At 42.7% G+C, this 22,709-nt stretch carries 25 protein-coding genes; 9 read left to right on the top strand and 16 right to left on the bottom strand.

Annotated features, from left to right (window positions below):
• Positions 1-56: 56 nt before the first annotated feature.
• The 12 genes from M1D30_RS06020 to M1D30_RS05965 all read right to left on the bottom strand — a co-directional run bounded on the left by M1D30_RS06020 (position 57) and on the right by M1D30_RS05965 (position 10,463).
• Entirely contained in the window at positions 57-1,025 is a 969-nt protein-coding gene (locus tag M1D30_RS06020) for a F0F1 ATP synthase subunit gamma (protein WP_248507354.1), read from the bottom strand.
• Positions 1,026-1,052: 27 nt separating this feature from the next.
• Complete coding sequence (gene atpA, locus M1D30_RS06015; protein WP_248507352.1) at positions 1,053-2,636, bottom strand: F0F1 ATP synthase subunit alpha; 1,584 nt, start codon at positions 2,634-2,636, stop codon at positions 1,053-1,055.
• Positions 2,637-2,683: 47 nt separating this feature from the next.
• On the bottom strand, positions 2,684-3,223 hold the full coding sequence (locus tag M1D30_RS06010; protein ID WP_248507350.1) for a F0F1 ATP synthase subunit delta: 540 nt from the start codon (positions 3,221-3,223) through the stop codon (positions 2,684-2,686).
• Between the two features lie 11 nt (positions 3,224-3,234).
• Positions 3,235-3,750, bottom strand: a complete 516-nt coding sequence (atpF, locus tag M1D30_RS06005; RefSeq protein WP_248507348.1) for a F0F1 ATP synthase subunit B — start codon at positions 3,748-3,750, stop codon at positions 3,235-3,237.
• 14 nt (positions 3,751-3,764) lie between these two features.
• Positions 3,765-4,007, bottom strand: coding sequence for an ATP synthase F0 subunit C (gene atpE, locus M1D30_RS06000; RefSeq protein ID WP_248507347.1), 243 nt, complete (start codon positions 4,005-4,007; stop codon positions 3,765-3,767).
• A 72-nt stretch (positions 4,008-4,079) separates the two neighbouring features.
• On the bottom strand, positions 4,080-5,111 hold the full coding sequence (gene atpB, locus M1D30_RS05995; protein WP_248507345.1) for a F0F1 ATP synthase subunit A: 1,032 nt from the start codon (positions 5,109-5,111) through the stop codon (positions 4,080-4,082).
• Positions 5,112-5,134: 23 nt separating this feature from the next.
• Entirely contained in the window at positions 5,135-5,524 is a 390-nt protein-coding gene (locus tag M1D30_RS05990) for a hypothetical protein (protein ID WP_248507343.1), read from the bottom strand.
• A gap of 18 nt (positions 5,525-5,542) precedes the next feature.
• A complete protein-coding gene (gene atpC / locus M1D30_RS05985) occupies positions 5,543-5,788 on the bottom strand; it encodes an ATP synthase F1 subunit epsilon (protein ID WP_248507341.1) in 246 nt (81 codons plus the stop codon).
• Between the two features lie 20 nt (positions 5,789-5,808).
• On the bottom strand, positions 5,809-7,335 hold the full coding sequence (atpD, locus tag M1D30_RS05980) for a F0F1 ATP synthase subunit beta (RefSeq protein WP_248507339.1): 1,527 nt from the start codon (positions 7,333-7,335) through the stop codon (positions 5,809-5,811).
• 121 nt (positions 7,336-7,456) lie between these two features.
• Positions 7,457-8,071, bottom strand: coding sequence for a DNA alkylation repair protein (locus tag M1D30_RS05975; protein WP_248507338.1), 615 nt, complete (start codon positions 8,069-8,071; stop codon positions 7,457-7,459).
• Positions 8,068-10,020 (bottom strand): dipeptidyl peptidase 3, encoded by a 1,953-nt coding sequence (locus M1D30_RS05970; RefSeq protein ID WP_248507336.1) that lies wholly within the window; start codon positions 10,018-10,020, stop codon positions 8,068-8,070. The genes M1D30_RS05975 and M1D30_RS05970 overlap by 4 nt, the downstream gene beginning before the upstream one ends.
• Positions 10,020-10,463, bottom strand: a complete 444-nt coding sequence (locus tag M1D30_RS05965; RefSeq protein WP_248507334.1) for an AraC family transcriptional regulator — start codon at positions 10,461-10,463, stop codon at positions 10,020-10,022. Before M1D30_RS05965 ends, M1D30_RS05970 begins: the two co-directional genes overlap by 1 nt.
• Positions 10,464-10,638: 175 nt before the next feature.
• Between M1D30_RS05965 and purU the strand changes: the two genes are divergently transcribed.
• From purU to M1D30_RS05920, 9 genes are read left to right on the top strand one after another with little or no spacing between them, the layout of a single operon-like run.
• Entirely contained in the window at positions 10,639-11,502 is an 864-nt protein-coding gene (purU, locus tag M1D30_RS05960; RefSeq protein WP_248507756.1) for a formyltetrahydrofolate deformylase, read from the top strand.
• Positions 11,503-11,508: 6 nt separating this feature from the next.
• Positions 11,509-12,096, top strand: a complete 588-nt coding sequence (gene hisH / locus M1D30_RS05955; RefSeq protein WP_248507332.1) for an imidazole glycerol phosphate synthase subunit HisH — start codon at positions 11,509-11,511, stop codon at positions 12,094-12,096.
• Positions 12,093-12,827 (top strand): 1-(5-phosphoribosyl)-5-[(5-phosphoribosylamino)methylideneamino]imidazole-4-carboxamide isomerase, encoded by a 735-nt coding sequence (gene hisA / locus M1D30_RS05950; protein WP_248507329.1) that lies wholly within the window; start codon positions 12,093-12,095, stop codon positions 12,825-12,827. Before hisH ends, hisA begins: the two co-directional genes overlap by 4 nt.
• A complete protein-coding gene (gene hisF, locus M1D30_RS05945; protein ID WP_248507327.1) occupies positions 12,794-13,552 on the top strand; it encodes an imidazole glycerol phosphate synthase subunit HisF in 759 nt (252 codons plus the stop codon). Before hisA ends, hisF begins: the two co-directional genes overlap by 34 nt.
• The gene (hisIE, locus tag M1D30_RS05940; protein ID WP_248507325.1) at positions 13,549-14,196 is read left to right on the top strand and encodes a bifunctional phosphoribosyl-AMP cyclohydrolase/phosphoribosyl-ATP diphosphatase HisIE; all 648 of its coding nucleotides are present in this window, start codon (positions 13,549-13,551) and stop codon (positions 14,194-14,196) included. The genes hisF and hisIE overlap by 4 nt, the downstream gene beginning before the upstream one ends.
• 12 nt (positions 14,197-14,208) lie before the next feature.
• Entirely contained in the window at positions 14,209-14,943 is a 735-nt protein-coding gene (locus M1D30_RS05935) for a cell division ATP-binding protein FtsE (protein ID WP_248507323.1), read from the top strand.
• Positions 14,940-16,256 carry an aspartate kinase gene (locus M1D30_RS05930; RefSeq protein ID WP_248507321.1) on the top strand — a complete coding sequence of 439 codons (1,317 nt, stop codon included), beginning with the start codon at positions 14,940-14,942 and terminating at the stop codon, positions 16,254-16,256. Before M1D30_RS05935 ends, M1D30_RS05930 begins: the two co-directional genes overlap by 4 nt.
• An 18-nt stretch (positions 16,257-16,274) precedes the next feature.
• Positions 16,275-17,432 carry a diaminopimelate decarboxylase gene (lysA, locus tag M1D30_RS05925; RefSeq protein WP_248507319.1) on the top strand — a complete coding sequence of 386 codons (1,158 nt, stop codon included), beginning with the start codon at positions 16,275-16,277 and terminating at the stop codon, positions 17,430-17,432.
• Between the two features lie 10 nt (positions 17,433-17,442).
• A complete protein-coding gene (locus M1D30_RS05920; protein ID WP_248507317.1) occupies positions 17,443-19,413 on the top strand; it encodes a fructose-1,6-bisphosphatase in 1,971 nt (656 codons plus the stop codon).
• 131 nt (positions 19,414-19,544) lie between these two features.
• On the opposite strand, the gene dapA is transcribed toward M1D30_RS05920, so the two are convergent.
• From dapA to M1D30_RS05900, 4 genes are all read right to left on the bottom strand, one after another.
• Positions 19,545-20,432: a 4-hydroxy-tetrahydrodipicolinate synthase gene (gene dapA / locus M1D30_RS05915; protein ID WP_248507315.1), complete on the bottom strand. Its 888-nt coding sequence runs from the start codon at positions 20,430-20,432 to the stop codon at positions 19,545-19,547.
• Between the two features lie 86 nt (positions 20,433-20,518).
• A complete protein-coding gene (locus M1D30_RS05910; protein ID WP_248507313.1) occupies positions 20,519-21,472 on the bottom strand; it encodes an SPFH domain-containing protein in 954 nt (317 codons plus the stop codon).
• A 31-nt stretch (positions 21,473-21,503) separates the two neighbouring features.
• The gene (locus M1D30_RS05905; protein WP_248507311.1) at positions 21,504-21,950 is read right to left on the bottom strand and encodes an NfeD family protein; all 447 of its coding nucleotides are present in this window, start codon (positions 21,948-21,950) and stop codon (positions 21,504-21,506) included.
• A gap of 21 nt (positions 21,951-21,971) precedes the next feature.
• Positions 21,972-22,640 carry a hypothetical protein gene (locus M1D30_RS05900; RefSeq protein ID WP_248507309.1) on the bottom strand — a complete coding sequence of 223 codons (669 nt, stop codon included), beginning with the start codon at positions 22,638-22,640 and terminating at the stop codon, positions 21,972-21,974.
• Between the last annotated feature and the right edge of the window lie 69 nt (positions 22,641-22,709).

The raw sequence follows: 22,709 nt of genomic DNA, 5'->3' as shown, positions 1-22,709 counted from the left end.
AAATAGAGAGCGTGATTTATTAATCACACTCCCTATTATATAATTAATCCAAAAAATTAGTTATTTACAGAACCACCAACGATATCGAGCAATTCACTGGTAATGGCCTGCTGGCGACTCTTGTTGTACTGCAGGTTCAACTGACGCAACAACTCGTCGGCATTGTCTGTGGCTGTCTGCATAGCCACCATACGGGCGGCATGCTCCGAGGCAACGCTGTCGAGCAAGGCTGTATAAATCATGAGGTGGGCCAACTTAGGCAACAACTTGGTAAGCACAGTAGTCATATCAGGCTCCACAATGAAGTTGTCATTCAGTGGCTTCACTTCGTCTTCTCTTACATCCCTCTTCCTACGGTTGCGCTTCAGATAATCTTGAGCCTTCTTGGTGATAACAGTCGACGACAAATCACGTTCATGGTCACGCTCCAACTCGCTCTCAACATCGATAGGCAAAAATGTCTTGTGGGTCAGAATCTGCGAACCGGCACTTTTGAAGTGGTGATAGATTAACTCTACCCTATCCACCTCACCATCAGCAAACCTGCGCCCAAGTTCCATTGCCAAGTCAATACATTGCTTCACGTTGGGTTTGTCCACTAATTCGCAATAGTCGCCCTTAACGTTGAACCCCATCTTCTGAGCCTTCTCTGCCACTTTACGACCTACGGGATATATATCCACATTTTCAGGACCAATGGCGTCAGATAGTTCTTGGACAGCATGCAGCATTATACGTATGACATTGGCATTGAACCCCCCGCAAAGTGACGAGTTGCTAGAGAATACCACAAGGGCCACACGCTTCACCGGGCGCTCTTGGTCATAGATAGTCTGAGCACCAGCTTCGGCTGCAAGAAACGACTTAAGGATGTGTTCCAATAAGGTCTCATAGGGCAGCATATTCTGGATGGCCACCTGTGCATGATGTAGCTTACTCGAAGCAACCATTTTCATAGCACTCGTGATCTTACGCGTGGAGTTGACAGAGGCAATACGACCTTTAATTTCTTTCAAACTTGGCATAGCGGTAGCAAATTATTCTCTTTCACCTTATTTATAGGTTCCGGCAATATCGGCCATAACTTGTTCAATCACATCGGTGGTGATATCGTCAATCTTGCCGCTTGCCAACGTCTCAATAATCTCGGGATGAGCTGAGCGCAACTTATCGAGGAATTGGTCCTGACACTGGCGCACCTTGTCGATGGGCACCTGACGCATCAGGCCGTGCACACCACAATAAAGGATGGCAACCTGCTCACCTACGGGCATAGGACTATACTGAGGCTGAATGAGCAACTGGTTGTTCTTACGACCACGGTCGAGGGTCATCGCCGTCACGGCATCCATATCGCTAGAGAACTTAGAGAAGGCCTCGAGCTCGCGATACTGAGCCTGATCAATCTTCAACGTACCAGCAACCTTCTTCATCGACTTAATCTGTGCTGATCCACCTACACGAGACACAGAGATGCCAACGTTGATAGCTGGACGGAAACCCTGGTTGAAAAGATCACTCTCAAGGAAAATCTGACCATCGGTGATTGAGATTACATTTGTGGGAATATAAGCTGAAACGTCACCTGCTTGGGTCTCGATGATTGGCAGAGCAGTAAGTGAACCACCACCTCTAACGTGACCTTTCATACATTCGGGCAGATCGTTCATCTGTTCGGCCACTTCTTGCTGTTCGTTCATCTTAGCAGCACGTTCTAACAAACGGCTGTGCAGGTAGAACACGTCGCCAGGATAAGCCTCACGACCAGAGGGGCGGCGCAGAATCAGCGACACCTCACGATAGGCCACAGCCTGCTTTGACAGGTCGTCGTAGACCACCAGTGCGGGCAGACCACGGTCGCGGAAATACTCACCGATAGCGGCACCGGCGAAAGGTGCGTAGTACTGCATAGCAGCGGGATCGGCAGCAGTAGCGGCCACGATGATGGTATATGGCATTGCGCCATGCTCCTTCAGGGTTTGCACAAGAGCCGCGACGGTAGAAGCTTTCTGACCGATGGCCACATAGATACAATAAACAGGTTTGCCTGCCTCGTAGAAACTCTTCTGGTTGATGATGGTGTCCACGGCAATGGCGGTCTTACCCGTCTGACGGTCACCAATAATCAACTCACGCTGGCCACGACCGATAGGAATCATTGAGTCTACAGCCTTCAAACCGGTCTGCAGGGGCTCCTTCACGGGCTGACGATAGATAACGCCTGGTGCCTTACGGTCCAGGGGCATCTCGAACGAGTCTTTCAGGTCGATTTCGCCCTTGCCGTCGATGGCCTGACCCAGTGGGTTGATGACGCGGCCCAGCATATTGTCGTTCACGCGGATAGAGGCAATGCGCTTAGTACGCTTCACGACCATACCTTCTTTGATGCCTGACGTGGTGCCCAGCAGCACACAACCCACGTTGTCTTCCTCGAGGTTCATCACGATGGCCATCGTGCCGTTTTCAAACTCCAACAACTCGTTGGCCTCAGCATTACGCAGGCCATAGATACGAGCCACACCGTCAGAGACCTGAAGAACGGTACCAACCTCGTCAAACTGGGCATTGTCTGAGATGCCGTTCAACTGTTCAAGCAGCACCTGAGAGACTTCGCTTGGTTTAATTTTATCTGACATTGTTTCTTATTTTTCGTTATCACGTTATAACATCTGTCGTTATGACGCTATTTCTTTAGTGTTTGTAGAATGTCGTTGAGACGTGACTTAACACTAGCATCCATGCGATAAGTATCGTACTCCAATACGAAACCACCGATGATTTCAGGGTCGACCTGTGTCTCAAACTCCACAGTACCTTGAGTCTTTGCTTCCACAACCTTGCGCATTTTCTGTTCCATTGCAGCAGACACACGCGTGGCTGTGGTCAGTTTACCCAGGATGATGTTCTTTTGTTGACGATAGAGCGTAACGTACGAATTAACCATGAACTGAATCATGCTTTCGCGACCTTCCTTCAACACAAGTGTGATAAAGGACCTCGAAAGTGCTGCCGACTGATCACCACCGGCTGCAGTCTCCAGCAGCATCTGCTTTTTTTCCTTGGCAAGCATCGGGTTGTCTATCGTGTGGCGAAGGGAAGGCACATCAACATAACTCTTAGCCAAGAGTTGCATATCAGCATATACCTGGACTTCGACCTTAGCCTCAGTGGCACTCTTCAAGAGCGCACGGGCGTAACGAACCGATATTACTCCTATGTCCATACGCAATCGCTTTAATCCTTAGAAGACACATCATCCAGCATGCGGTCTATAAGTGCCATCTGTGAGGCATCATCCTTAAGGCTGGCACGGAGCACCTTTTCGGCAATCTCGACGCTGAGCGTAGCAACTTGCTGGCGAATGTCTGCAATGGCAGCCTTTTTCTCCTGCTCGATGGCCACACGGGCTTCCTCAAGCAGGCGGGCACCTTCTTGACGGGCCTTCGCCTGAGCTTGTTCAACGATGACTTCACGCGTCTCGGCAGCTTCCTTCAGTATCTGTGCCTGCTTTTCACGAGCCTCCTGCAAGATGGATTCACCTTCCTGCTCGATATTGGCCAAACGCTCCTGAGCCTCGTGGGCCTTGCGAAGACTGTCGTCTATGTATTTGTTTCGCTCGTCCACCATATTAATAATGGCTGGGAAACCATACTTAGCAAGCACGCCAAAGACCACCAAGAACGCTAGCATCATCCAGAACAGAAGTCCCAGATCGGGCGTAAGGATTGCTGGTAATTGAGTGAAATCCATTAGCTAAATTTATTTTACTTGATCAAGAATGCGCAGGCAGCAATAGCAAAGAGGGCACATCCCTCAACAAATGCGGCAGTCAGAATCATCTGAGAGAAAATCTTACCAGAAGCCTCGGGCTGACGGGCAATAGCATCAACAGCGCTGCCACCAATCTTTCCAATACCAATACCTGCGCCAATAACAGCGATACCAGCTCCCAGACCGCAGCCCAGCTGTGCCAGACCTTCAGCGGCTAATAACAATGATGTAATCATAACTTTGAAATGTTTTTTAAGTTGTTAATATTTTAATTTCTTGTTTTTCGTTTGTATGTTGTGACTGCCCTCCTATTCCTTATGATGCTCAGGATGGGCCAATCCAATAAACACTGCCGACAGCATGGTGAATACGTATGCCTGTACAAAGGCTACCAACAGTTCAAGGGCATTCATGAACAGCAGCATGATAGCACTAAAAATGTTTAACGAAGTTCCCAGTGTAGGACCTAATGTCCATCCCAAGAATATGACACACGTAAAAGCAAGAATCATCGCGTGGCCTGCCATCATGTTTGCAAAGAGTCGAATCATAAGCGCGAAGGGCTTTGTGAAGACACCAAACAACTCAATAGCTGGCATAATGGGGATTGCCTTCAAAAAGAGAGGTACATCGGGCCAGAAGATTTCTTTCCAATACTCTCTGTTGCCAAATAGGTTAATTGCGAGAAAAGTACACAATGCAAGGAAAAAGGTGATATTAATGTTGCCAGTCACATTCGAACCGCCAGGGAAGATAGGTATCAACCCCAATAGATTGGTGACCAGAATAAAGAAAAATACCGTGAGCAGATAAGGGGCGTAGGGCTTATAGTGCTTCTCACCAATTGATGACTTAATGACATCATCATTAATCATCATCACCAGCAACTCGATGGCTCCAACAAATCCAGTTGGCGCATTGTCTGTCTTATCATGCCTCTTGTACCATCGTGCACAACTAAGGAATATCACCAAAAGCACAGCTACCACAATCCAAATCTGTACCACATTACGCGTTAAACTCAGATCCAATGGACGAACTGAAGCACCATCAGCCATACGTTCATATATCTTGCCATGAGCCTCTGGATTGAAGAAAAAGCCTTCAGGCAGAGAATGCTCTGTACAGAAATGCCATTCACCGGTCTCGGAACTTCTGATAATGATAGGCAACGGTATGCTAACATCACTAACAATATGCCACTCATATGCATCGGCCAAATGATGCAGCACAATCTCCGGGATGTTGATGGCATCCTCTTCTTCATGCTCGTTGGCCCAGCCAGCCAATGGCATCAAAGCTACCATCAAAAAGAGACATATAGACTTTATATTTTTCATTCTAAAAATTGGATTATAAATCGTTATAAACGATTTGAAACTTTTACAAAGAAGATACTGTGATGAATCAGTGACAGAATATAGAACAAGAGGAATACCATGATAAATGTCATCATGTCCCCATTTTCTACAGTCAGATAGCAGATAAACATAACCAACAACGCACCTAAGAACCTGAAACCAGAGACTGCAGTATAGAACGTGGGCAGCATATCCCGATGATTCAGGGCAACCCATCGCCATAGCAACGACGCAGTCACATCCAACACCAAGACAAAAATGGTACTGACTATTTGTGCAGCCAACAAATCATATTCCCCAAACTTAGCAGTTAAACTAAAGCACAGATTAAGGAATGTGACCATACAGATACTCTGCACTATATAGTTGATGCTCTGTTTTATAATGTCCATACGCGCGTACCTTATATATTATATCAACTCTGCACAAACACTTACAACGTTCTTCTGCACTTCTACAAAGCCTCCGATGATGTCAATGCTCTTCTTCTCGCCACCTTCCAGGACATAAATCACCTTGCCTTTCTCAAGCGTAGAGATAATGGGAGCGTGGTTTACGAGTATCTCAAACTGACCCATAGTGCCAGGCACAAGAACACTCTTCACTTCTCCCTCAAACTCTATCCTTTCCGGAGATACTATCTTTAATTTCAGCATATTCATTTCGGTTTTGGATCTTATCCCTTCGCAGCTTCAAGCAATTTCTTAGCCTTGGCCTTCGCATCTTCAATTGTACCAACACTCAGGAATGCCTGTTCTGGCAAATCATCCACTTCACCATCAAGAATAGCATTAAAGCCCTTGATGGTGTCTTCGATACTGACCATCACACCAGGTAAACCAGTAAATTGCTCGGCCACAGAGAACGGTTGACTGAGGAAACGTTGTACACGACGAGCGCGGTTCACAGTCAATTTATCTTCGTCAGAAAGTTCGTCCATTCCTAAAATAGCAATAATATCCTGCAGTTCCTTGTAGCGTTGAAGTATCTCTTTCACACGCTGAGCACACTCATAATGTTCTTTACCCACAATCAGCGGATCGAGGATACGTGAGGTAGAACCCAAAGGATCAACAGCAGGATAGATACCCAACTCGGCAATCTTACGATCAAGTACAGTGGTAGCATCCAAATGAGTAAAGGTCGTTGCTGGAGCAGGGTCTGTCAAGTCATCGGCAGGCACATAAACAGCCTGCACAGAGGTAATAGAACCAGACTTTGTTGAGGTAATTCGCTCCTGCATAGTACCCATTTCCGATGCCAGTGTTGGCTGATAACCAACGGCGCTAGGCATACGTCCTAACAAGGCAGACACCTCAGAACCTGCTTGCGTAAAACGGAAAATATTATCAATAAAGAACAGGATATCAGCAGCACCGCCGTCTTTTCCACCTGCATCACGAAACTCCTCGGCTACAGTTAGTCCACTTAAAGCCACAGAGGCACGTGCACCAGGCGGCTCATTCATTTGACCATAGACAAGAGTTGCTTGACTCTTCTTGAGTTCCTCAGAGTCAACAAGACTCAAATCCCATTTTCCTTGTTCCATTGCCTCACGGAACTTTTCTCCATAACGGATAACGCCACTCTCAATCATCTCACGAATCAGGTCATTACCCTCACGTGTGCGTTCTCCTACTCCCGCAAAAACAGAAAATCCATTATGTCCCTTTGCAATGTTATTGATGAGCTCCATAATGAGCACCGTTTTACCGACTCCAGCGCCGCCAAACAGGCCAATCTTACCACCTTTCATATAGGGTTCCAACAAATCAATAACTTTAATACCTGTTGACAGAATTTCCTTCTTGGTAGAAAGCTCTTCAAAGGATGGAGCCTCACGATGAATGGGATAGGCCCCCTGCATATCGAGATCCTTCATGCCGTCGATAGGCTTTCCTATCACATTAAGCATACGACCTTTAATTTGTTCACCTGCTGGCATCAAAATTGGTGAGCCCACAGGGATTGCCTCTAATCCACGCTGAAGTCCATCAGTATTATCCATAGCCACGCAACGAACCGTATCCTCACCGATGTGCTGCTGCACCTCTACGATAAGTTCCTGGCCATTGCCACGCTGTATTCTAAGAGCTTCATGGATTTTAGGCAGCACTTTCTCAGCATCCATACCCTTGGTATCGAAGAATACGTCGATAACCGGACCAATAATTTGGGAAATGCGTCCTGTAATCTGTGACATAGTTGTAATTATTTAAAGTTTGTTCTATACTAAATATTGGTGATGCAAAGGTACAAAAAAAACGCATAAACCACAAACTGCGTTGCAACTATTTTTTTCAAAATATAAAAAAAGGACGGATTTATAAAAAATCCATCCCTATTGTTCTAACTGCCGAGCGCGCCAAACGCTGATACATGAGCCCTAACTCAGAGAATCTAAGGACCGACTGCATTGCAGCCTTGCGCAAACTAAGATTCGAACTTTGCAGAGCAACAAGCGCCTGATCGACAAACTCATTAATTCCTCGCTCGTTGGGCTCTTGTTTGTTCAGAAACAATCGCGAGAGGACATGATAACCGCATAGTTGAGTTAGGTCGTCTGGAGCAGCTAGCCATTGGTAAGCTTTCTCTGCTGCAAATGGCAAATGCTGGAAGAGATTGTATGATGCTTGCTCGGCTATCTCGATGGCATCAATCTGCTCTACCCAGATGTCAATAACCTCTGGTAGCACCTTATTAGAAGGCATAATCATTGTTGCGAGAATCTTACATTCACGGACGTTTTCTTTCCACAAAGCAATAGCCAAGTCGTAGTTCGGACCTATTTCCGTTGCTTTCTCCTTCAAACGAGGCAATGTAGCCCCCCAATTCAAGTGATAGTTCACGCCCTTGTCACGCATGGACTGAGCAATAGAGCCATCCATCATCTGGCGGAACGACTGTTTTATTTCTTTAACTTGTTCGTTCGTATTCATATCAAAGTGGCATATTCTGAACTATAACGAAGCATTTGGTGCTCGTAGGTCTCAGAATAATTTATTTGAATATCTGTTATCTCTCCACGTTCATTACATACTGGCAACAGCCAGGGATTAATAAAGCCTTTATATGGCGCTATGTTCAACTTCTTATAACGTCCCAACACCTCAGCATGTAATTCAGAATCAACTTTTATTGCATAGGTTTCAACCAATTCACGGGCAGTCTTATAGTCTCCTTCGCTTTTGATACGTTGAATCTCTGCCAACAATTCTGCAAAGAGATTCCTCAACTCTTCAAAACTACCTATTTCCAATTCGTAATAGCCATGTTTATGCGTCAAATTCATGCTGTTTGCATGAGCCAAACACCATCTTGCTATCAGCGCACGATTACGCATGTGAGCTTCCTCTATCTGGTGTCCAGGTTCAATACGCACCAATTGAGTCATCAACCCATTTAACATATAGGTATAATAATGAGCCTTGTATGCCTCGTTATTAGGCAGCAAACCTAACTCCACTAGTTTCTCGTCGGCCATATAGTAGAGTCCAAACAAGTCAGCCCTTGCCTCTTCAATGGTATTACCATATGCCAGCAACGCATCCGGATCAACACCTGGTAATAGCTGACCGCTACCATGTCCTAAACACTCATGAAGGTCAGTGTGTAAATCATCACAAACGTCAGCATACTTCTCGATAAGTTCTAATATCTTTTTATCCTTAATGAACTCTTCACGAAAACCGCTGCCATGCGAAGCTTTGTTGTATGCTTCAGTAATATTGCTAATGGTGATACTCTTGGAACCATAGCGTGCACGAATCCAATCGGCATTAGGAAGATTAATGCCAATAGCTGTTGATGGATATTCATCTCCGCCCAGCATGGCCGCACAGATAACATTGGCCGATACACCTTTAACCTCTTTCTTTTTAAATCGAGAATCTACTGGCGAATGATCCTCAAACCACTGAGCATTTCGACAGACAATCTGCGTACGATGGGTGGCCTCCTCGTCGATATACTCTACAAGACCTTCCCACGAACCTTTCAATCCCAAGGGATCTCCATAGACTTCAATAAAACCATTGATAAAATCAATTTTGGTATCAAGACATTGCAACCATTTTATAGAGAAATCATTGAATTTGTGCAAATCACCCGTCTGATAGTAGGCAATCAGAGTATCGAGAACTTCTTTTTGTGCTTCATTCTCAGCCACAGCACTTGCTTTCTCTAACCAATAGACAATATGCTTGATGGCATTGGAATAGTGACCTTGAGCAGACCAAGGAAGTTCTTTAACGATTCCATTCTCCTTAACTAACGTAGAATTCAATCCGTAGGATGGTGGCTCTAAGTCTTTTATGTTTTTCATTCTGGCATAAAAATCCTCAGCCTCCCGCTGCGTTACTCCCTGATAGAAATTACATGCAGAAGTCTGAATAAGATCTTCGCCATCTGTCTTATTAACACGTTTAGCAAGCAACTCTGGATCGAAGATGACTGGCAACAATTCGTCTATCAACTCATCTACAGTTTGACCTTCATCTAAAGGTAACTGACGAGCATCAACCTGATGAATCACCTGCCTAAGATACGATTCTCTAAAACCAGGTTTGAACTTATCACATCCATAGTGATGATAGATGCCATTAGAAAACCAAATCCGTTTAAGATATGTCTCTAAGGCACGAAAGTCATCACAATCGCGATTTACATCTTGATTTTGGAAAACAACTTCTAAAGCCTTACGAATTCGAAGATTATATTTCCCATATTGATCAAATATAATATCGCGCCCATATAGTGTAGCTTGAGATAAATAAAAGACGAGTTTTTTTTGCACAAGAGACAAGCTATCGAAACCATTCAAACGATAGCGCAACATCTGGATATCGGCAAAACACTCGTCCTTATACCCAAAAGAATCACAACTCATTACCTGATTTTCTTTAACTTCTCAGGCAGCAATGTTGTATGCTTAATTTTGTACTCTCTTGGGGTTATGCCAATAAGCCTATAGAACGAAGCGTAGAACGACTGACGATTAGAGAAACCAACCATATCGCTTACCTCTTCTATTCGAAGGTCTTGATAACGCTTATCAACAAGGATTGACATTGCTTCTTCAATACGGTACTTGTTTACAAAAGATGTGTAATTCATGTGGAACTTAACGTTTACAACTGCAGAAATGTAACGTGTGTTTGTTCCCAAGTCTAAGGCAAGCTTCTTCGCAGAGTAATCCTTATCCTTGTATTTCTTTTGCATGACAATGACATTGAGAATTTTCTCCTTCAATTCATCCATTAATGTTGGGCTGATCAGACTACGATAAGCTGCATCCCTTTCTTTTTTTTCTGTAATGTTATACTTTGCCATGGTTCAAACTTTAATTAAATGTTTGATTATTCGAATATTTTTTGCAAATGTAGTATTTTATTTTCATATTACAAACAACTTTGGTGAAAAAAATAATAAAAAAGTGAGAAAATGGCTATGAAATAATATTTTTTTGTATCTTTGCACGTCAAAAAGAGGTATTTTGAATATGGAAATGAAACCAACAGCTATTTTACTCCTGCATTGCCCTGACCAACAGGGTATCATCTCAGAAGTTACTAAATTTATTACCGACAACAAAGGAAACATTGTAGACCTAGACCAATATGTAGATCATCAGGATGGCATGTTTTTTATGCGTGTCCAATGGGAGCTTGATTCTTTTTTAATTCCCCGAGAGAAAATCAAAGAGTATATAGAGACACTCTATACACAGCGCTATCAAATGGAGTTTAGTTTATACTTTAGTGACCAGCGCCCAAGAATGGCAATCTTCGTATCGAAAATGAGCCATTGCTTATACGACTTATTAGCTCGTTGGAAAGCAGGAGAGTTTGCGTGCGATATTCCATGTATTGTCAGCAACCATGAAGATCTTCGCTATGTAGCAGAACAATTTGGAATTCCCTACTACGTATGGTCAATCAAAAAGGACCACAGCAACAAAAGCGAAGTAGAGGAAGCAGAAATGAAATTATTAAAAGAAAAGGGCATAACATTCATCGTACTTGCTCGTTATATGCAAATAATCAGCGACGACATGATTGCAGCATACCCTCACCACATCATCAACATCCATCATTCATTCTTGCCAGCCTTTATTGGTGCGAAGCCATATCATCAGGCATGGGAACGTGGCGTGAAAATTATTGGAGCAACTAGCCACTACGTAACAGCCGAACTTGATGCTGGCCCTATTATTGAACAAGATGTTACCCGTATCACACACAAGGATACTCCTGAAAGCCTGGTACTGAAAGGCAAAGACCTTGAGAAAATAGTATTGTCACGCGCTGTCAGCAAGCATATTCAGCGAAAGATATTGACTTATAAAAACAAAACTATTATATTCAGTTGATTTAAAATGCAGGTAGCAGTAGTTAAATACAATGCAGGAAACATTTACTCAGTAATGAATGCACTGAGGCGTTTAGGCGTGGAGCCGCTATTGACTGATGATGCTCAGCAATTGCGTAACGCAGACCGAGTATTGTTTCCCGGGCAAGGGGAGGCTCTTGGTGCCATGACCTATCTACGCGAGCACAAACTAGACGAAGTTATACGTTCCTTAACACAACCTGTATTGGGAATTTGCATTGGCCAACAATTACTTTGCAGCCACTCTGAAGAAGGAGACGTAGATTGTCTTGGCATATTTAATGTACCTGTCAAGCGTTTCTCCCCAGTTCAACACGAAGACAAAGTACCATGCATGGGATGGAACAAACTCTACAACACGAAATCTGCCTTAATGGAAAAAGTAGAATCACAGTATGTTTACTTTGTACATAGTTACTATGTTCCACTTTGCGAGGAAACTATTGCTGAAGCTAACTATATTCAACCGTATAGTGCAGCACTTCACAAAGATAATTTTTATGCGACACAGTTTCATCCAGAAAAAAGTGGTTGTGTCGGCGAAAGAATCATCAAGAATTTCTTAGAATTATGATAGAATTAATTCCCGCTATAGATATCATTGATGGACATTGTGTCAGACTGACAAAGGGCGACTATTCTCAAAAAACCATTTATGGTGATCCCATGGAGATGGCTATCCAATTTGAGAGTATCGGCTATAAGCGCCTACACGTAGTCGATCTTGATGGAGCTAAATCAAAGCACATAATCAATGACGACGTGCTCAGACGAATCACAACCAACACATCACTTGTCGTTGATTTTGGAGGCGGCATTAAAACAGACGATGATATAAAAAAAGCTTTTGATGCAGGGGCTAGCATGGTCACAATTGGATCTATTGCCGTTTCTAATCCTGAGCTATTTAAGAAATGGCTTCAAATATATGGTCCAGATCGAATTATTCTTGGCGCAGACGTAAGAAATGGTTATATAAGTATCAATGGATGGAAAGATAATTCCGAAGAAGAATTACTACCTTTCTTGAAGCGCTATGTAGACATGGGAGTTAAGAATGTACTATGCACCGACATTTCCAAAGATGGCACCCTATCAGGACCTGCTATTTTATTATATAAAGAGGTAATGTCTGCCTACCCCACCCTAAACCTCATTGCAAGCGGTGGTGTAAGTAGCATTGACGATATAAAAGAGCTCAACGCTGCAGACATTCCATCTGTAGTATTTGGAAAGGCTATATACGAAGGAAAAATTAATCTAAAAGAACTATGGGATTGGCAAAACGCATCATACCCTGTTTAGACGTAAAAGACGGTGAGACTGTAAAAGGCGTGAATTTCGTTGACCTACGCAGCGCGGGCGACCCTGTAGAACTTGGTAAAGCCTATAGCGAGGCCGGTGCCGACGAATTAGTTTTCCTTGATATTACAGCCAGCTATGAGGGTCGAAAAACATTTACCGATATGGTTAGTAAAGTTGCACAGCATATTAACATACCTTTTACGGTTGGTGGAGGAATCAATGAACTATCCGATGTTGAGCGTATGCTATATGCAGGTGCCGATAAAGTTAGCATCAATAGTGCAGCTATTCGTCATCCGTATCTAATTGAAGAAATTTCTACCCGCTTTGGCAGTCAAGTGTGTGTCGTTGCTATTGATGCACGTAAAGACGAAGACGGATGGCATTGCTATCTAAAGGGAGGACGTGAACGAACGGAGCGCAGTCTTTTTGAATGGGCACACGAGGTACAAGAACGCGGCGCGGGCGAGATTCTATTTACTAGCATGGACCACGATGGCGTAAAAGCTGGCTACGCCAACGAGGCGTTAGCACAGTTAGCAGACAATCTGCAAATTCCAATTATTGCAAGCGGTGGTGCTGGATGTAAAGAGCACTTTCGTGATGTATTTATCCAAGGACATGCAGATGCAGCATTAGCTGCCAGTGTATTTCACTTTGGTGAGATACCCATCATGGAATTAAAAGATTATTTAAGAAAAGAAGGAATAAACATTAGACTATGACAATAGATTTCAATAAAATGGGAGGGCTTGTGCCTGCAATCATACAAGATGCAGACACTCGAAATGTACTCATGCTGGGCTTCATGAATGAAGAAGCCTACAAAAAAACTATCGAAACAGGTAAGGTAACCTTCTGGAGTAGAACCCGCGAGACCCTTTGGACAAAGGGTGAGACAAGTGGTAACTTTCTCCATCTGGTCAGCATTGACATTGACTGTGATAATGACACGTTGTTAGTAAAAGTACATCCATCTGGCCCAACTTGTCACAAGGGAACAGACACATGCTGGGGTGAAATAAACGAAAAACCTGCAATCACATTTTTGTCTGAACTTCAAGATTTCATTGAAAAGCGTCATCAGGAAATGCCAGAGGGAAGTTATACAACGAAGCTATTCCGAGATGGTATTAACAAAATGGCTCAAAAGGTTGGCGAAGAAGCATTGGAAACAGTCATTGAAGCAACAAACGGAACTGATGAGCATCTGATTTACGAAGCATCAGATATGCTTTATCATCTTTTGGTATTGCTTACAAGTAAAGGGTTGCGAATTGAAGACCTTGCAGAAGAACTGCACAAACGCCATGATCCCAACTGGGATATACAACGCAGGAAGGCAAAAGCCGCAGGTACAATGGATTAAATTCAAAAGAATATGCTCATAGAATACAAGAAAGCAACTATTTGTCAGAAAGATGGCATCACCGTTTTAAGTGATGTTGATTTTCATGTAGACAATGGCGAGTTCATATATATAATAGGTAAGGTTGGCTCTGGCAAAAGTACATTACTAAAAACAATCTATAATGAACTTGATATTGATAAAGCAGAAATTGCTCAAGTACTTGGTAGCGACATGCTGACACTAAAACGCAAACAAGTGCCAGCCCTTCGCAAACAAATGGGCATTATATTTCAAGACTTCCAACTATTGGGAGATCGCAACGTGTATAAGAATCTGCGGTTTGTCTTAAAAGCCACAGGATGGAATAACGGCAAAGAGATCGACGAGCGTATTGACAAAGTTCTTTTTGATGTTGATTTACTTGACAAGAAAGACAAGATGCCTCACGAATTATCTGGAGGAGAACAACAACGTATCGCTATAGCACGTGCTATTCTTAACTCACCGAAGTTAATCGTTGCAGACGAACCAACAGGAAACCTTGATCCTGAAACAGCTGATGGTATCATGCAGTTATTACGACAGATATCCCAAACAGGAACAGCAGTCATCATGACAACCCATAATATGCCTTTACTCGACAAGTATCCAGGTATCGTTTACCATTGTCATGATGGACATTTTGAAGAGGTTACAAACGACTACAACAAAATTTGTATTGCAGAAGAGGAAGAAAAAGAAACTAATAACATTATAGAATCATGAAAGTAATGAAATTCGGCGGAACCTCTGTAGGCACGCCACAGCGAATGAAAGAAGTGACAGCTCTAGTCACCAAGTCAGGAGAACCCGTTTTTGTTGTTCTTTCTGCGATGTCAGGAACCACCAACTCTCTCGTAGAGATATCAGATTATCTATATAAGAAGAATCCTGATGGTGCAAATGAAGTCATCAATGGCCTTGAACGTAAATACATGAAGCATCTTGACGAACTTTACACCAAGGACGAATATCGCACACAGACTGCAGAATTCCTTCGTGATGAATTTAACTATTTGCGTTCTTTCACAAAAGAGCTCTTCACATCTTTTGAGGAAAAGACAATCGTTGCACAAGGCGAAATGATGTCTACGAACATGGTAGTTAACTACATGAAAGAGATTGGTATTAATGCCGTGTTACTGAACGCCCTCGACTTTATGCGAACCGACAAAAACGCAGAGCCTGATCCCGTCTACATCAAGGAAAAACTGGCTGCTCAGATTGAACAAAATCCGGGAGCACAGGTTTACATTACACAAGGTTTTATTTGTCGGAATGCTTATGGAGAAATTGACAACTTGCAGCGTGGAGGTTCTGACTATACTGCATCGTTAATTGGCGCAGCATTGAATGCCGAAGAAATTCAGATATGGACAGATATTGACGGTATGCACAATAATGACCCACGCGTTGTTGACCACACACAACCTGTACACCAACTGCAGTTTGAAGAAGCTGCAGAATTGGCATACTTCGGAGCAAAGATTCTGCATCCTACATGTGTACAACCTGCCAAATATGCCGGCATACCTGTTCGTCTTTTAAATACGATGGATCCTGATGCTGAAGGTACAACCATTTCTAATGCAACAGAATATGGAAAGATAAAGGCTGTAGCTGCGAAAGACAACATTACAGCCATCAAAATCAAGTCTTCTCGTATGCTCTTAGCAACAGGTTTCCTCCGCAAAGTATTTGAAATTTTCGAAAGCTACCAAACACCCATCGACATGGTTTGTACATCTGAAGTTGGTGTATCAATGAGTATCGACAACTCATCACATCTTGGTGAGATTATGGATGAGCTAAAGAAATATGGTACTGTGACCGTTGATACCGGAATGTGTATTATCTGTGTTGTTGGCGATCTTGATTGGCAAAACGTTGGCTTTGAGTCAAAAGTTATGGATGCCATGAAGGATATTCCTGTTCGCATGATCTCATACGGAGGTTCTAATTATAACATATCCTTCCTCATTCGTGAAGAGGACAAGAAACGTGCATTACAGAGTCTAAGCGACAATTTATTTAAATAAACACATCCAAAAACCAACATGAAAGGACATTTTCCTATAGAGAGGTTCGCTTCCATGCGAACTCCTTTCTACTATTATGATATGGATTTGCTACGCCAAACGCTGCAGGCCATTACTACTGAAGCCAACAAGCATGAAGGATTCTGTGTCCATTATGCTATTAAGGCTAATGCCAACAGCCAGGTGCTAAAAACCATTCGCCAAGCAGGTTTAGGAGCTGATTGTGTTAGCGGTGGTGAAATAGAAGCATCGTTAAAAGCAGGCTTCCCGTCTTCAAAGATTGTTTATGCAGGCGTGGGGAAAAGTGACTGGGAAATCAATCTTGGTCTAGACGCTGGCATTCAGTGTTTTAATGTAGAAAGCGTACCTGAACTAGAAATAATAAATGAATTAGCAGGAGCCAAGAACAAAATTGCTAATGTAGCATTTCGCATCAATCCAGACGTTGGTGCTCACACCCATGCCAACATCACGACAGGACTTGCAGAGAATAAATTTGGAATTGCCATGCGAGACATGGAATCCATTATCGAACAGGCAAGTCAGATGAAGAATGTCAATTTTGTCGGACTCCATTTTCACATTGGTTCCCAAATACTAGATATGGGTGACTTCCAAGCACTCTGCAACCGAATTAACGACTTGCAGGATCAATTAGAGCGTCATCATATTATCGTAAATAGCATCAATGTCGGCGGTGGACTTGGTGTTGACTATCAACATCCCAATCGTATACCCATTCCAGACTTCAAGGCATACTTTGACACCTATGCAAAACGTCTGAAATTACGCCCAGGACAAACTCTACATTTTGAATTGGGACGAGCAGTGGTAGCCCAGATGGGGTCATTGATAACTCGCACATTATATATTAAGAATGGTGCCGCCAAGAAGTTTTGCATTGTAGATGCAGGCATGACCGACCTGATAAGACCGGCCCTATATCAAGCTTATCACAAAATAGAGAACATCTCTAGTGAAGAGCCTTTTGAAACATACGATGTTGTAGGTCCAATATGTGAATCAAGCGATGTCTTTGCCAAACAAGTAGATTTAAATAGCACCAAAAGAGGTGATTTCATTGCAATACGCAGCGCTGGTGCCTATGGCGAAATAATGGCATCTCAATACAACTGCCGTCCACTTCCTGTAGGATATACAAGCGACGAGTTATGACAGATTATCAATGATGATGAAAACTGATATACGATACCTACATCTGCTATCAAACACCTATCCCACCATTGCTGATGCAGCTAGTGAGATAATCAATTTGGAGGCAATTCAGAATCTGCCCAAAGGGACAGAGCATTTTCTTGCCGATTTACACGGAGAGCACGAAGCATTCATTCATATTCTGAAAAATGCTTCTGGCAATATTAAGCGCAAGGTTTCCGAGATTTTCGGCAATACAATTCGCGAAAGCGAAAAGAAAGAACTATGTACTCTGATTTACTATCCCGAACAAAAGCTTGAGCTCATTAAAGCCGGAGAAGAAGAGCTAGATGATTGGTATCGTATCACCATACATCAATTGGTACGCGTATGTCGCGACGTTTCAAGCAAGTACACTCGTTCAAAAGTTCGAAAGAACCTGCCCGAAGAATTCTCATACATCATTGAAGAACTACTTCATGAACGTACAGAGGATCAAGATAAAGCTGCTTACGTGGCTGTAATTGTAGATACCATTATATCTACCGGGCGTGCCGACGATTTTATTGTTGCCATCTGTAATGTCATTCAACGATTGGCCATTGACCAACTGCATATCTTGGGTGACATTTTTGACCGTGGACCTGGTGCACATATCATTCTAGACACCCTACGTCAATACCATTCATGGGATATACAATGGGGAAACCATGATATACTGTGGATGGGAGCTGCTGCAGGAAATGATGCTTGTATATGTAATGTACTCCGCCTCAGTCTTAGATATGCCAATCTGGCAACACTCGAAGAGGGATATGGAATAAACCTGGTGCCACTAGCCACTTTCGCACTTGACACATATGGTGATGATCCATGTGAGGGATTTGAGCCAAAGCTATTGAAGGATGATGGAAAAATGGACGAAAAGACTCGTCAACTTATTGCCAAAATGCATAAGGCAATATCCATTCTCCAGTTCAAGACCGAGGCTCAGATAATCCAACGTCATCCAGAGTGGAAGATGGAAGATCGGAATTTGATAGAGAGAATTGATCTCAAAAAACAAACATGCGAAGCTAATGGCGTGAGTCACTCCATGAAATCATGTCATTTTCCCACTATCATCGAAGGCAAACCATCAGAATTAACACCAGAGGAAGTTGATTTGATGCAGAAGCTGCATCACTCATTCAGGGTAAGTGAGAAATTACGTAAGCATATCCGCACCATACTAAGTCATGGTTGCATGTATACAATCTGCAACAAGAACTTATTATTTCATGCCTCTATACCACTCAATGATGATGGTTCTTTGAAGGAAGTCAGCATTATGAATCAAACATATAGTGGTCGTGAATTGTTGGATGCCATTGGTCAGACTATCCGCAGTGCTTTTCAGAATGACACTCCTGCCAATCAGAAAGCATTTGCCAAAGACTATTTCCTATATCTATGGTGTGGAAAGGACTCCCCTCTTTTCGACAAATCGAAGATGTCAACCTTTGAACGCTATTTCCTGACAGATAAAGACACATATCACGAAGAGAAAGGCAATTACTTTAAATTGCGAGACTCCGCAGAAGTATGTGACCGTATCCTTGATGCTTTTGGCGTAACTGGTAATAATAGGCATATCATTAATGGTCATGTCCCTATTCATGTATCCAAAGGTGAGAATCCAATTAAAGCCGGCGGTCGACTGATGGTTATTGACGGTGGTTTTTCAGAAGCTTATCATAAAGAGACCGGTATTGCAGGTTATACATTGGTTTACCATAGTCGTGGTTTCCAACTTGTTCAGCACGAACCTTTCACTAGTGCACAGGATGCTATACTCCGTGGAACAGACATCAAATCCACAACACAGATTGTTGAGATGTCAGCTCATCGGATGTTAGTTGCAGACACTGATAAAGGTGCAGAATTAAAAACACAGATAATAGAACTGAAAGATTTGCTGTATGCCTATCGTCATGGCATCATCAAAGAGAAGCGGTTGTAGTTTTCAAAGACACAATAATCAAAAGCAAATGGCATACTTAGACTATCTAAGTATGCCATTTACATATGCAGAATGCCATACTTACGATAGCTAAATAGCATACTTAGTATTGGCATTAAATTCTGTATTCGTCAGATTTTCAGTTCTCTCATCAGTTCACTCATACGTTGGAGCGTTGAGATGCGTGTGGGCACCAAAGGCAAACGCAAAACATTCTCGATGAAACCCATCTCGTGAAGCATGGCTTTGACGCCAGCGGGATTTCCATCAACGAAAAGCAATGAGAACAAATCTGTAAAACGATGATGAATAATGCGAGCAGGATCATATTCTCCCTTCATCTGAAGTCGAATCATCTTCGAGAATTCTTTGGGCAGAGCATTACCTATTACAGAGATAACACCTACAGCGCCACACGAAATCATAGGAAAAGTCAGTGAGTCGTCACCTGAAATAACGTCAAAGTCACGAGGTTTGTTCTTTATAATCTCGTCAACTTGCTCTAGGTTTCCACTTGCTTCTTTAATAGCAACAATATTCTGGCAGTCACGAGCCAACCTAACCGTTGTTTCTGCTTTCAGGTTCACACCGGTTCGTCCTGGTACATTGTAAAGGACTACAGGCAGAGACGTGGCAGCAGCAATTGCTTTGAAATGTTGATATAAACCTTCTTGCGACGGCTTATTGTAATATGGACAAACACTCAGAATACCATCAATACCCTTAAAATCACCTGTTTTGAGCTCCTCAACAACAGCTGCAGTATTATTGCCTCCGCAACCCATAAGTATGGGAACTCTTGCTTGAACCTTGTCTACTATCAAGTCCTTTATGCGTTTCTTCTCTTCCGCCGACAATGTAGGTGTCTCGCCCGTAGTGGCAAGAATGCATAAGAAATCCGCGCCATTCTCTAATTGATAGTCAAGAAGACGCAAAAGAGCGTCGTAATCAACAGATCCATCTTCCTTGAAAGGTGTAACGAGAGCAATTCCCAACCCCTTAAAGATATTGTATACCATAATACACTGAGTCTAATTTGGTTGCAAAGGTACAAAAAAGATTGCAAACTAGCGAATAGTTTGCAATCTTTTTTTATAGGCCAATTTTATTCTCCTTTAAACAATTCTTTGATGCCTCCAATGCTTCCCATCAGGTTAGTTGCTTCGTAAGGCAGATATACTGTTTTCGTCTTATCACCCTGTGCCAATTCCTGTAGCATCTGAATATATTTCTGAGCCAGCAGATAGTTGGCAGGATTAGTACTTTTACCAACAGCTTCTGTAATGAGTTCAATAGCTTTTGCCTCGGCTTCGGCTTTACGTATACGTGCTTGTGCTTCACCTTCCGCCTGAAGAATGGCTTGCTGTTTAGCTGCTTCCGCACGGTTGATGGTAGCTGTTTTTTCGCCTTCTGAAGCGAGGATCTCGGCAGCCTTCTCACCTTCCGATGTCAGGATCTGTGCACGTTTATTACGTTCGGCCTGCATCTGCTTTTCCATGGCAGTGAGTACTGATGACGGAGGAGTAATATCCTGCAGCTCTACACGATTCACCTTAACACCCCATTTGTCTGTTGCATCATCAAGCACTGCACGGAGTTTTGTATTGATTGTATCGCGTGAGGTCAGCGTCTCGTCAAGTTCCAACTCACCAATAATATTACGAAGGGTTGTCTGCGTCAACTTTTCAATAGCATTGGGCAGATTATTAATCTCGTATGTAGCTTTGAAAGGATCCATAATCTGGAAATAAAGCAATGCATTAATCTCCATTTGAATATTGTCCTTGGTAATGACATTCTGTTTGGGAAAGTCGTATACCTGCTCACGAAGATCAATATTGTTTGAATATACATAGCGCCCGTACTTTAACACCACCACATTCTTGGCCTTATCCACAAATGGGATAATGAGGTTAATACCTGGTTTCAATGTAGCATGATAACGTCCTAGGCGTTCAATAATTTTTGTTTCCGACTGCGGAATGATAACAAGAGCCATTTTGGCAAAGAACAATACCAAGACAGCAACTGCAATCAAAAAATACAATGATAGTTCCATAATTATTGATAATTTTATGATTAATAAATGATTATACTCTCTTAACAGTGATAATAATACTTTCGCGTCCTACAACAAGGACTCGTGTTCCAACAGGAATGTCAGAATCCTCAGTAGACACGGCTTTCCAGTCATCGCCTCCAATGGCGACACGACCGTATCCGCCAGCTTTTATCGTTTCACTTACAACGCCATGCTGTCCAAGTAAAGCCTCTGCATTACTCAATCTATCCTCATCTGCTTTATGAAGATATCGTAGTGCAAAGGGACGAATTTGGAAAATACTCAAAGACGTAGCAATGATAAAAACAGCCAATTGCACATATATGTTTGCAAAAGGCGATACTATGGCTGCACCACAAGCGCCTATGGCAAAGCAAATGATAAAGAAATCGCCAGAGGATAGTTCCAAGATCAATCCCAATACGGCTACTACAGCCCATACTTGCCACATATTGGCAGTTAAATACTCAATCATATCCTTTTCCTTTCTAAATTATTATAATGATAGTATAAATTCATCCCAATCACGTGTTGAACCCTTTTGGCCAAATATCTTCTGATACAATCGGCTACGTGTTGATGCAACACTTTCTTTTGAGTGTGCAGTTAGCGAGGCAATGTCTTTGGGTTGCACGCGAACCTTTATTAATAGACACACTCTATAGTCTTGTTCACTCATCTTATAAAGACTATACAATTTTTCCGTGAAGCCCGTATACACATGATTCACAATAACCGACAACTGTTGCCAATCTTCCTCACCCATGCTACGTCCTTCTGCCATCAGAAGTTTCATTCTCAGATAGACATCCGATTCGAAAATGGCCGTCTCCGCCTGATTACGTTTTTCGTTGTCAATGATTGCCATCTTGTTGGCATAGTCCAACTTTGCTTTTTTCTCTTCCAATTCCAATTTCAACATGGAGTTCTCATCGCCCAATTTTTTCAAGAGTTCCTCCAGCTCTGCAATCTTAACCTTGTTTTGTTCAATACGCAGTAAACTTTTGGTTTCATTCTCTTCTTGTATCGCATGTACCTTATCTAAGCGTTGGCGCAGCAAAAGTATCTTGCGTCTACTGTTCTGAACAGTGACGATGAAAAGTACTATATAGGTTATCGAACCTATAATTAGTAGGAATACCTCACGCTGAGTTAATATGGTCATCAGTTGGTTCATGTCGCAAAGGTAAAACAAAAATGCGAATTACACAAACTTTTCAATTCGCAATAATTC

The organism is Prevotella sp. E15-22 (assembly GCF_023204875.1).
Lineage (GTDB): Bacteria > Bacteroidota > Bacteroidia > Bacteroidales > Bacteroidaceae > Prevotella.
Note: the sequence above shows the minus strand (reverse complement) of the source record. Positions and strands in the feature narration are given on the sequence as shown.

What these genes read in the sequence shown, in the direction of transcription:
- M1D30_RS06020 (WP_248507354.1), bottom strand. Translation starts at nt 1,025, where the DNA reads ATGCCAAGTTTGAAAGAAATTAAAGGTCGTATTGCCTCTGTCAACTCC.
- atpA (WP_248507352.1), bottom strand. Translation starts at nt 2,636, where the DNA reads ATGTCAGATAAAATTAAACCAAGCGAAGTCTCTCAGGTGCTGCTTGAA.
- M1D30_RS06010 (WP_248507350.1), bottom strand. Translation starts at nt 3,223, where the DNA reads ATGGACATAGGAGTAATATCGGTTCGTTACGCCCGTGCGCTCTTGAAG.
- atpF (WP_248507348.1), bottom strand. Translation starts at nt 3,750, where the DNA reads ATGGATTTCACTCAATTACCAGCAATCCTTACGCCCGATCTGGGACTT.
- atpE (WP_248507347.1), bottom strand. Translation starts at nt 4,007, where the DNA reads ATGATTACATCATTGTTATTAGCCGCTGAAGGTCTGGCACAGCTGGGC.
- atpB (WP_248507345.1), bottom strand. Translation starts at nt 5,111, where the DNA reads ATGAAAAATATAAAGTCTATATGTCTCTTTTTGATGGTAGCTTTGATG.
- M1D30_RS05990 (WP_248507343.1), bottom strand. Translation starts at nt 5,524, where the DNA reads ATGGACATTATAAAACAGAGCATCAACTATATAGTGCAGAGTATCTGT.
- atpC (WP_248507341.1), bottom strand. Translation starts at nt 5,788, where the DNA reads ATGCTGAAATTAAAGATAGTATCTCCGGAAAGGATAGAGTTTGAGGGA.
- atpD (WP_248507339.1), bottom strand. Translation starts at nt 7,335, where the DNA reads ATGTCACAGATTACAGGACGCATTTCCCAAATTATTGGTCCGGTTATC.
- M1D30_RS05975 (WP_248507338.1), bottom strand. Translation starts at nt 8,071, where the DNA reads ATGAATACGAACGAACAAGTTAAAGAAATAAAACAGTCGTTCCGCCAG.
- M1D30_RS05970 (WP_248507336.1), bottom strand. Translation starts at nt 10,020, where the DNA reads ATGAGTTGTGATTCTTTTGGGTATAAGGACGAGTGTTTTGCCGATATC.
- M1D30_RS05965 (WP_248507334.1), bottom strand. Translation starts at nt 10,463, where the DNA reads ATGGCAAAGTATAACATTACAGAAAAAAAAGAAAGGGATGCAGCTTAT.
- purU (WP_248507756.1), top strand. Translation starts at nt 10,639, where the DNA reads ATGAAACCAACAGCTATTTTACTCCTGCATTGCCCTGACCAACAGGGT.
- hisH (WP_248507332.1), top strand. Translation starts at nt 11,509, where the DNA reads ATGCAGGTAGCAGTAGTTAAATACAATGCAGGAAACATTTACTCAGTA.
- hisA (WP_248507329.1), top strand. Translation starts at nt 12,093, where the DNA reads ATGATAGAATTAATTCCCGCTATAGATATCATTGATGGACATTGTGTC.
- hisF (WP_248507327.1), top strand. Translation starts at nt 12,794, where the DNA reads ATGGGATTGGCAAAACGCATCATACCCTGTTTAGACGTAAAAGACGGT.
- hisIE (WP_248507325.1), top strand. Translation starts at nt 13,549, where the DNA reads ATGACAATAGATTTCAATAAAATGGGAGGGCTTGTGCCTGCAATCATA.
- M1D30_RS05935 (WP_248507323.1), top strand. Translation starts at nt 14,209, where the DNA reads ATGCTCATAGAATACAAGAAAGCAACTATTTGTCAGAAAGATGGCATC.
- M1D30_RS05930 (WP_248507321.1), top strand. Translation starts at nt 14,940, where the DNA reads ATGAAAGTAATGAAATTCGGCGGAACCTCTGTAGGCACGCCACAGCGA.
- lysA (WP_248507319.1), top strand. Translation starts at nt 16,275, where the DNA reads ATGAAAGGACATTTTCCTATAGAGAGGTTCGCTTCCATGCGAACTCCT.
- M1D30_RS05920 (WP_248507317.1), top strand. Translation starts at nt 17,443, where the DNA reads ATGATGATGAAAACTGATATACGATACCTACATCTGCTATCAAACACC.
- dapA (WP_248507315.1), bottom strand. Translation starts at nt 20,432, where the DNA reads ATGGTATACAATATCTTTAAGGGGTTGGGAATTGCTCTCGTTACACCT.
- M1D30_RS05910 (WP_248507313.1), bottom strand. Translation starts at nt 21,472, where the DNA reads ATGGAACTATCATTGTATTTTTTGATTGCAGTTGCTGTCTTGGTATTG.
- M1D30_RS05905 (WP_248507311.1), bottom strand. Translation starts at nt 21,950, where the DNA reads ATGATTGAGTATTTAACTGCCAATATGTGGCAAGTATGGGCTGTAGTA.
- M1D30_RS05900 (WP_248507309.1), bottom strand. Translation starts at nt 22,640, where the DNA reads ATGACCATATTAACTCAGCGTGAGGTATTCCTACTAATTATAGGTTCG.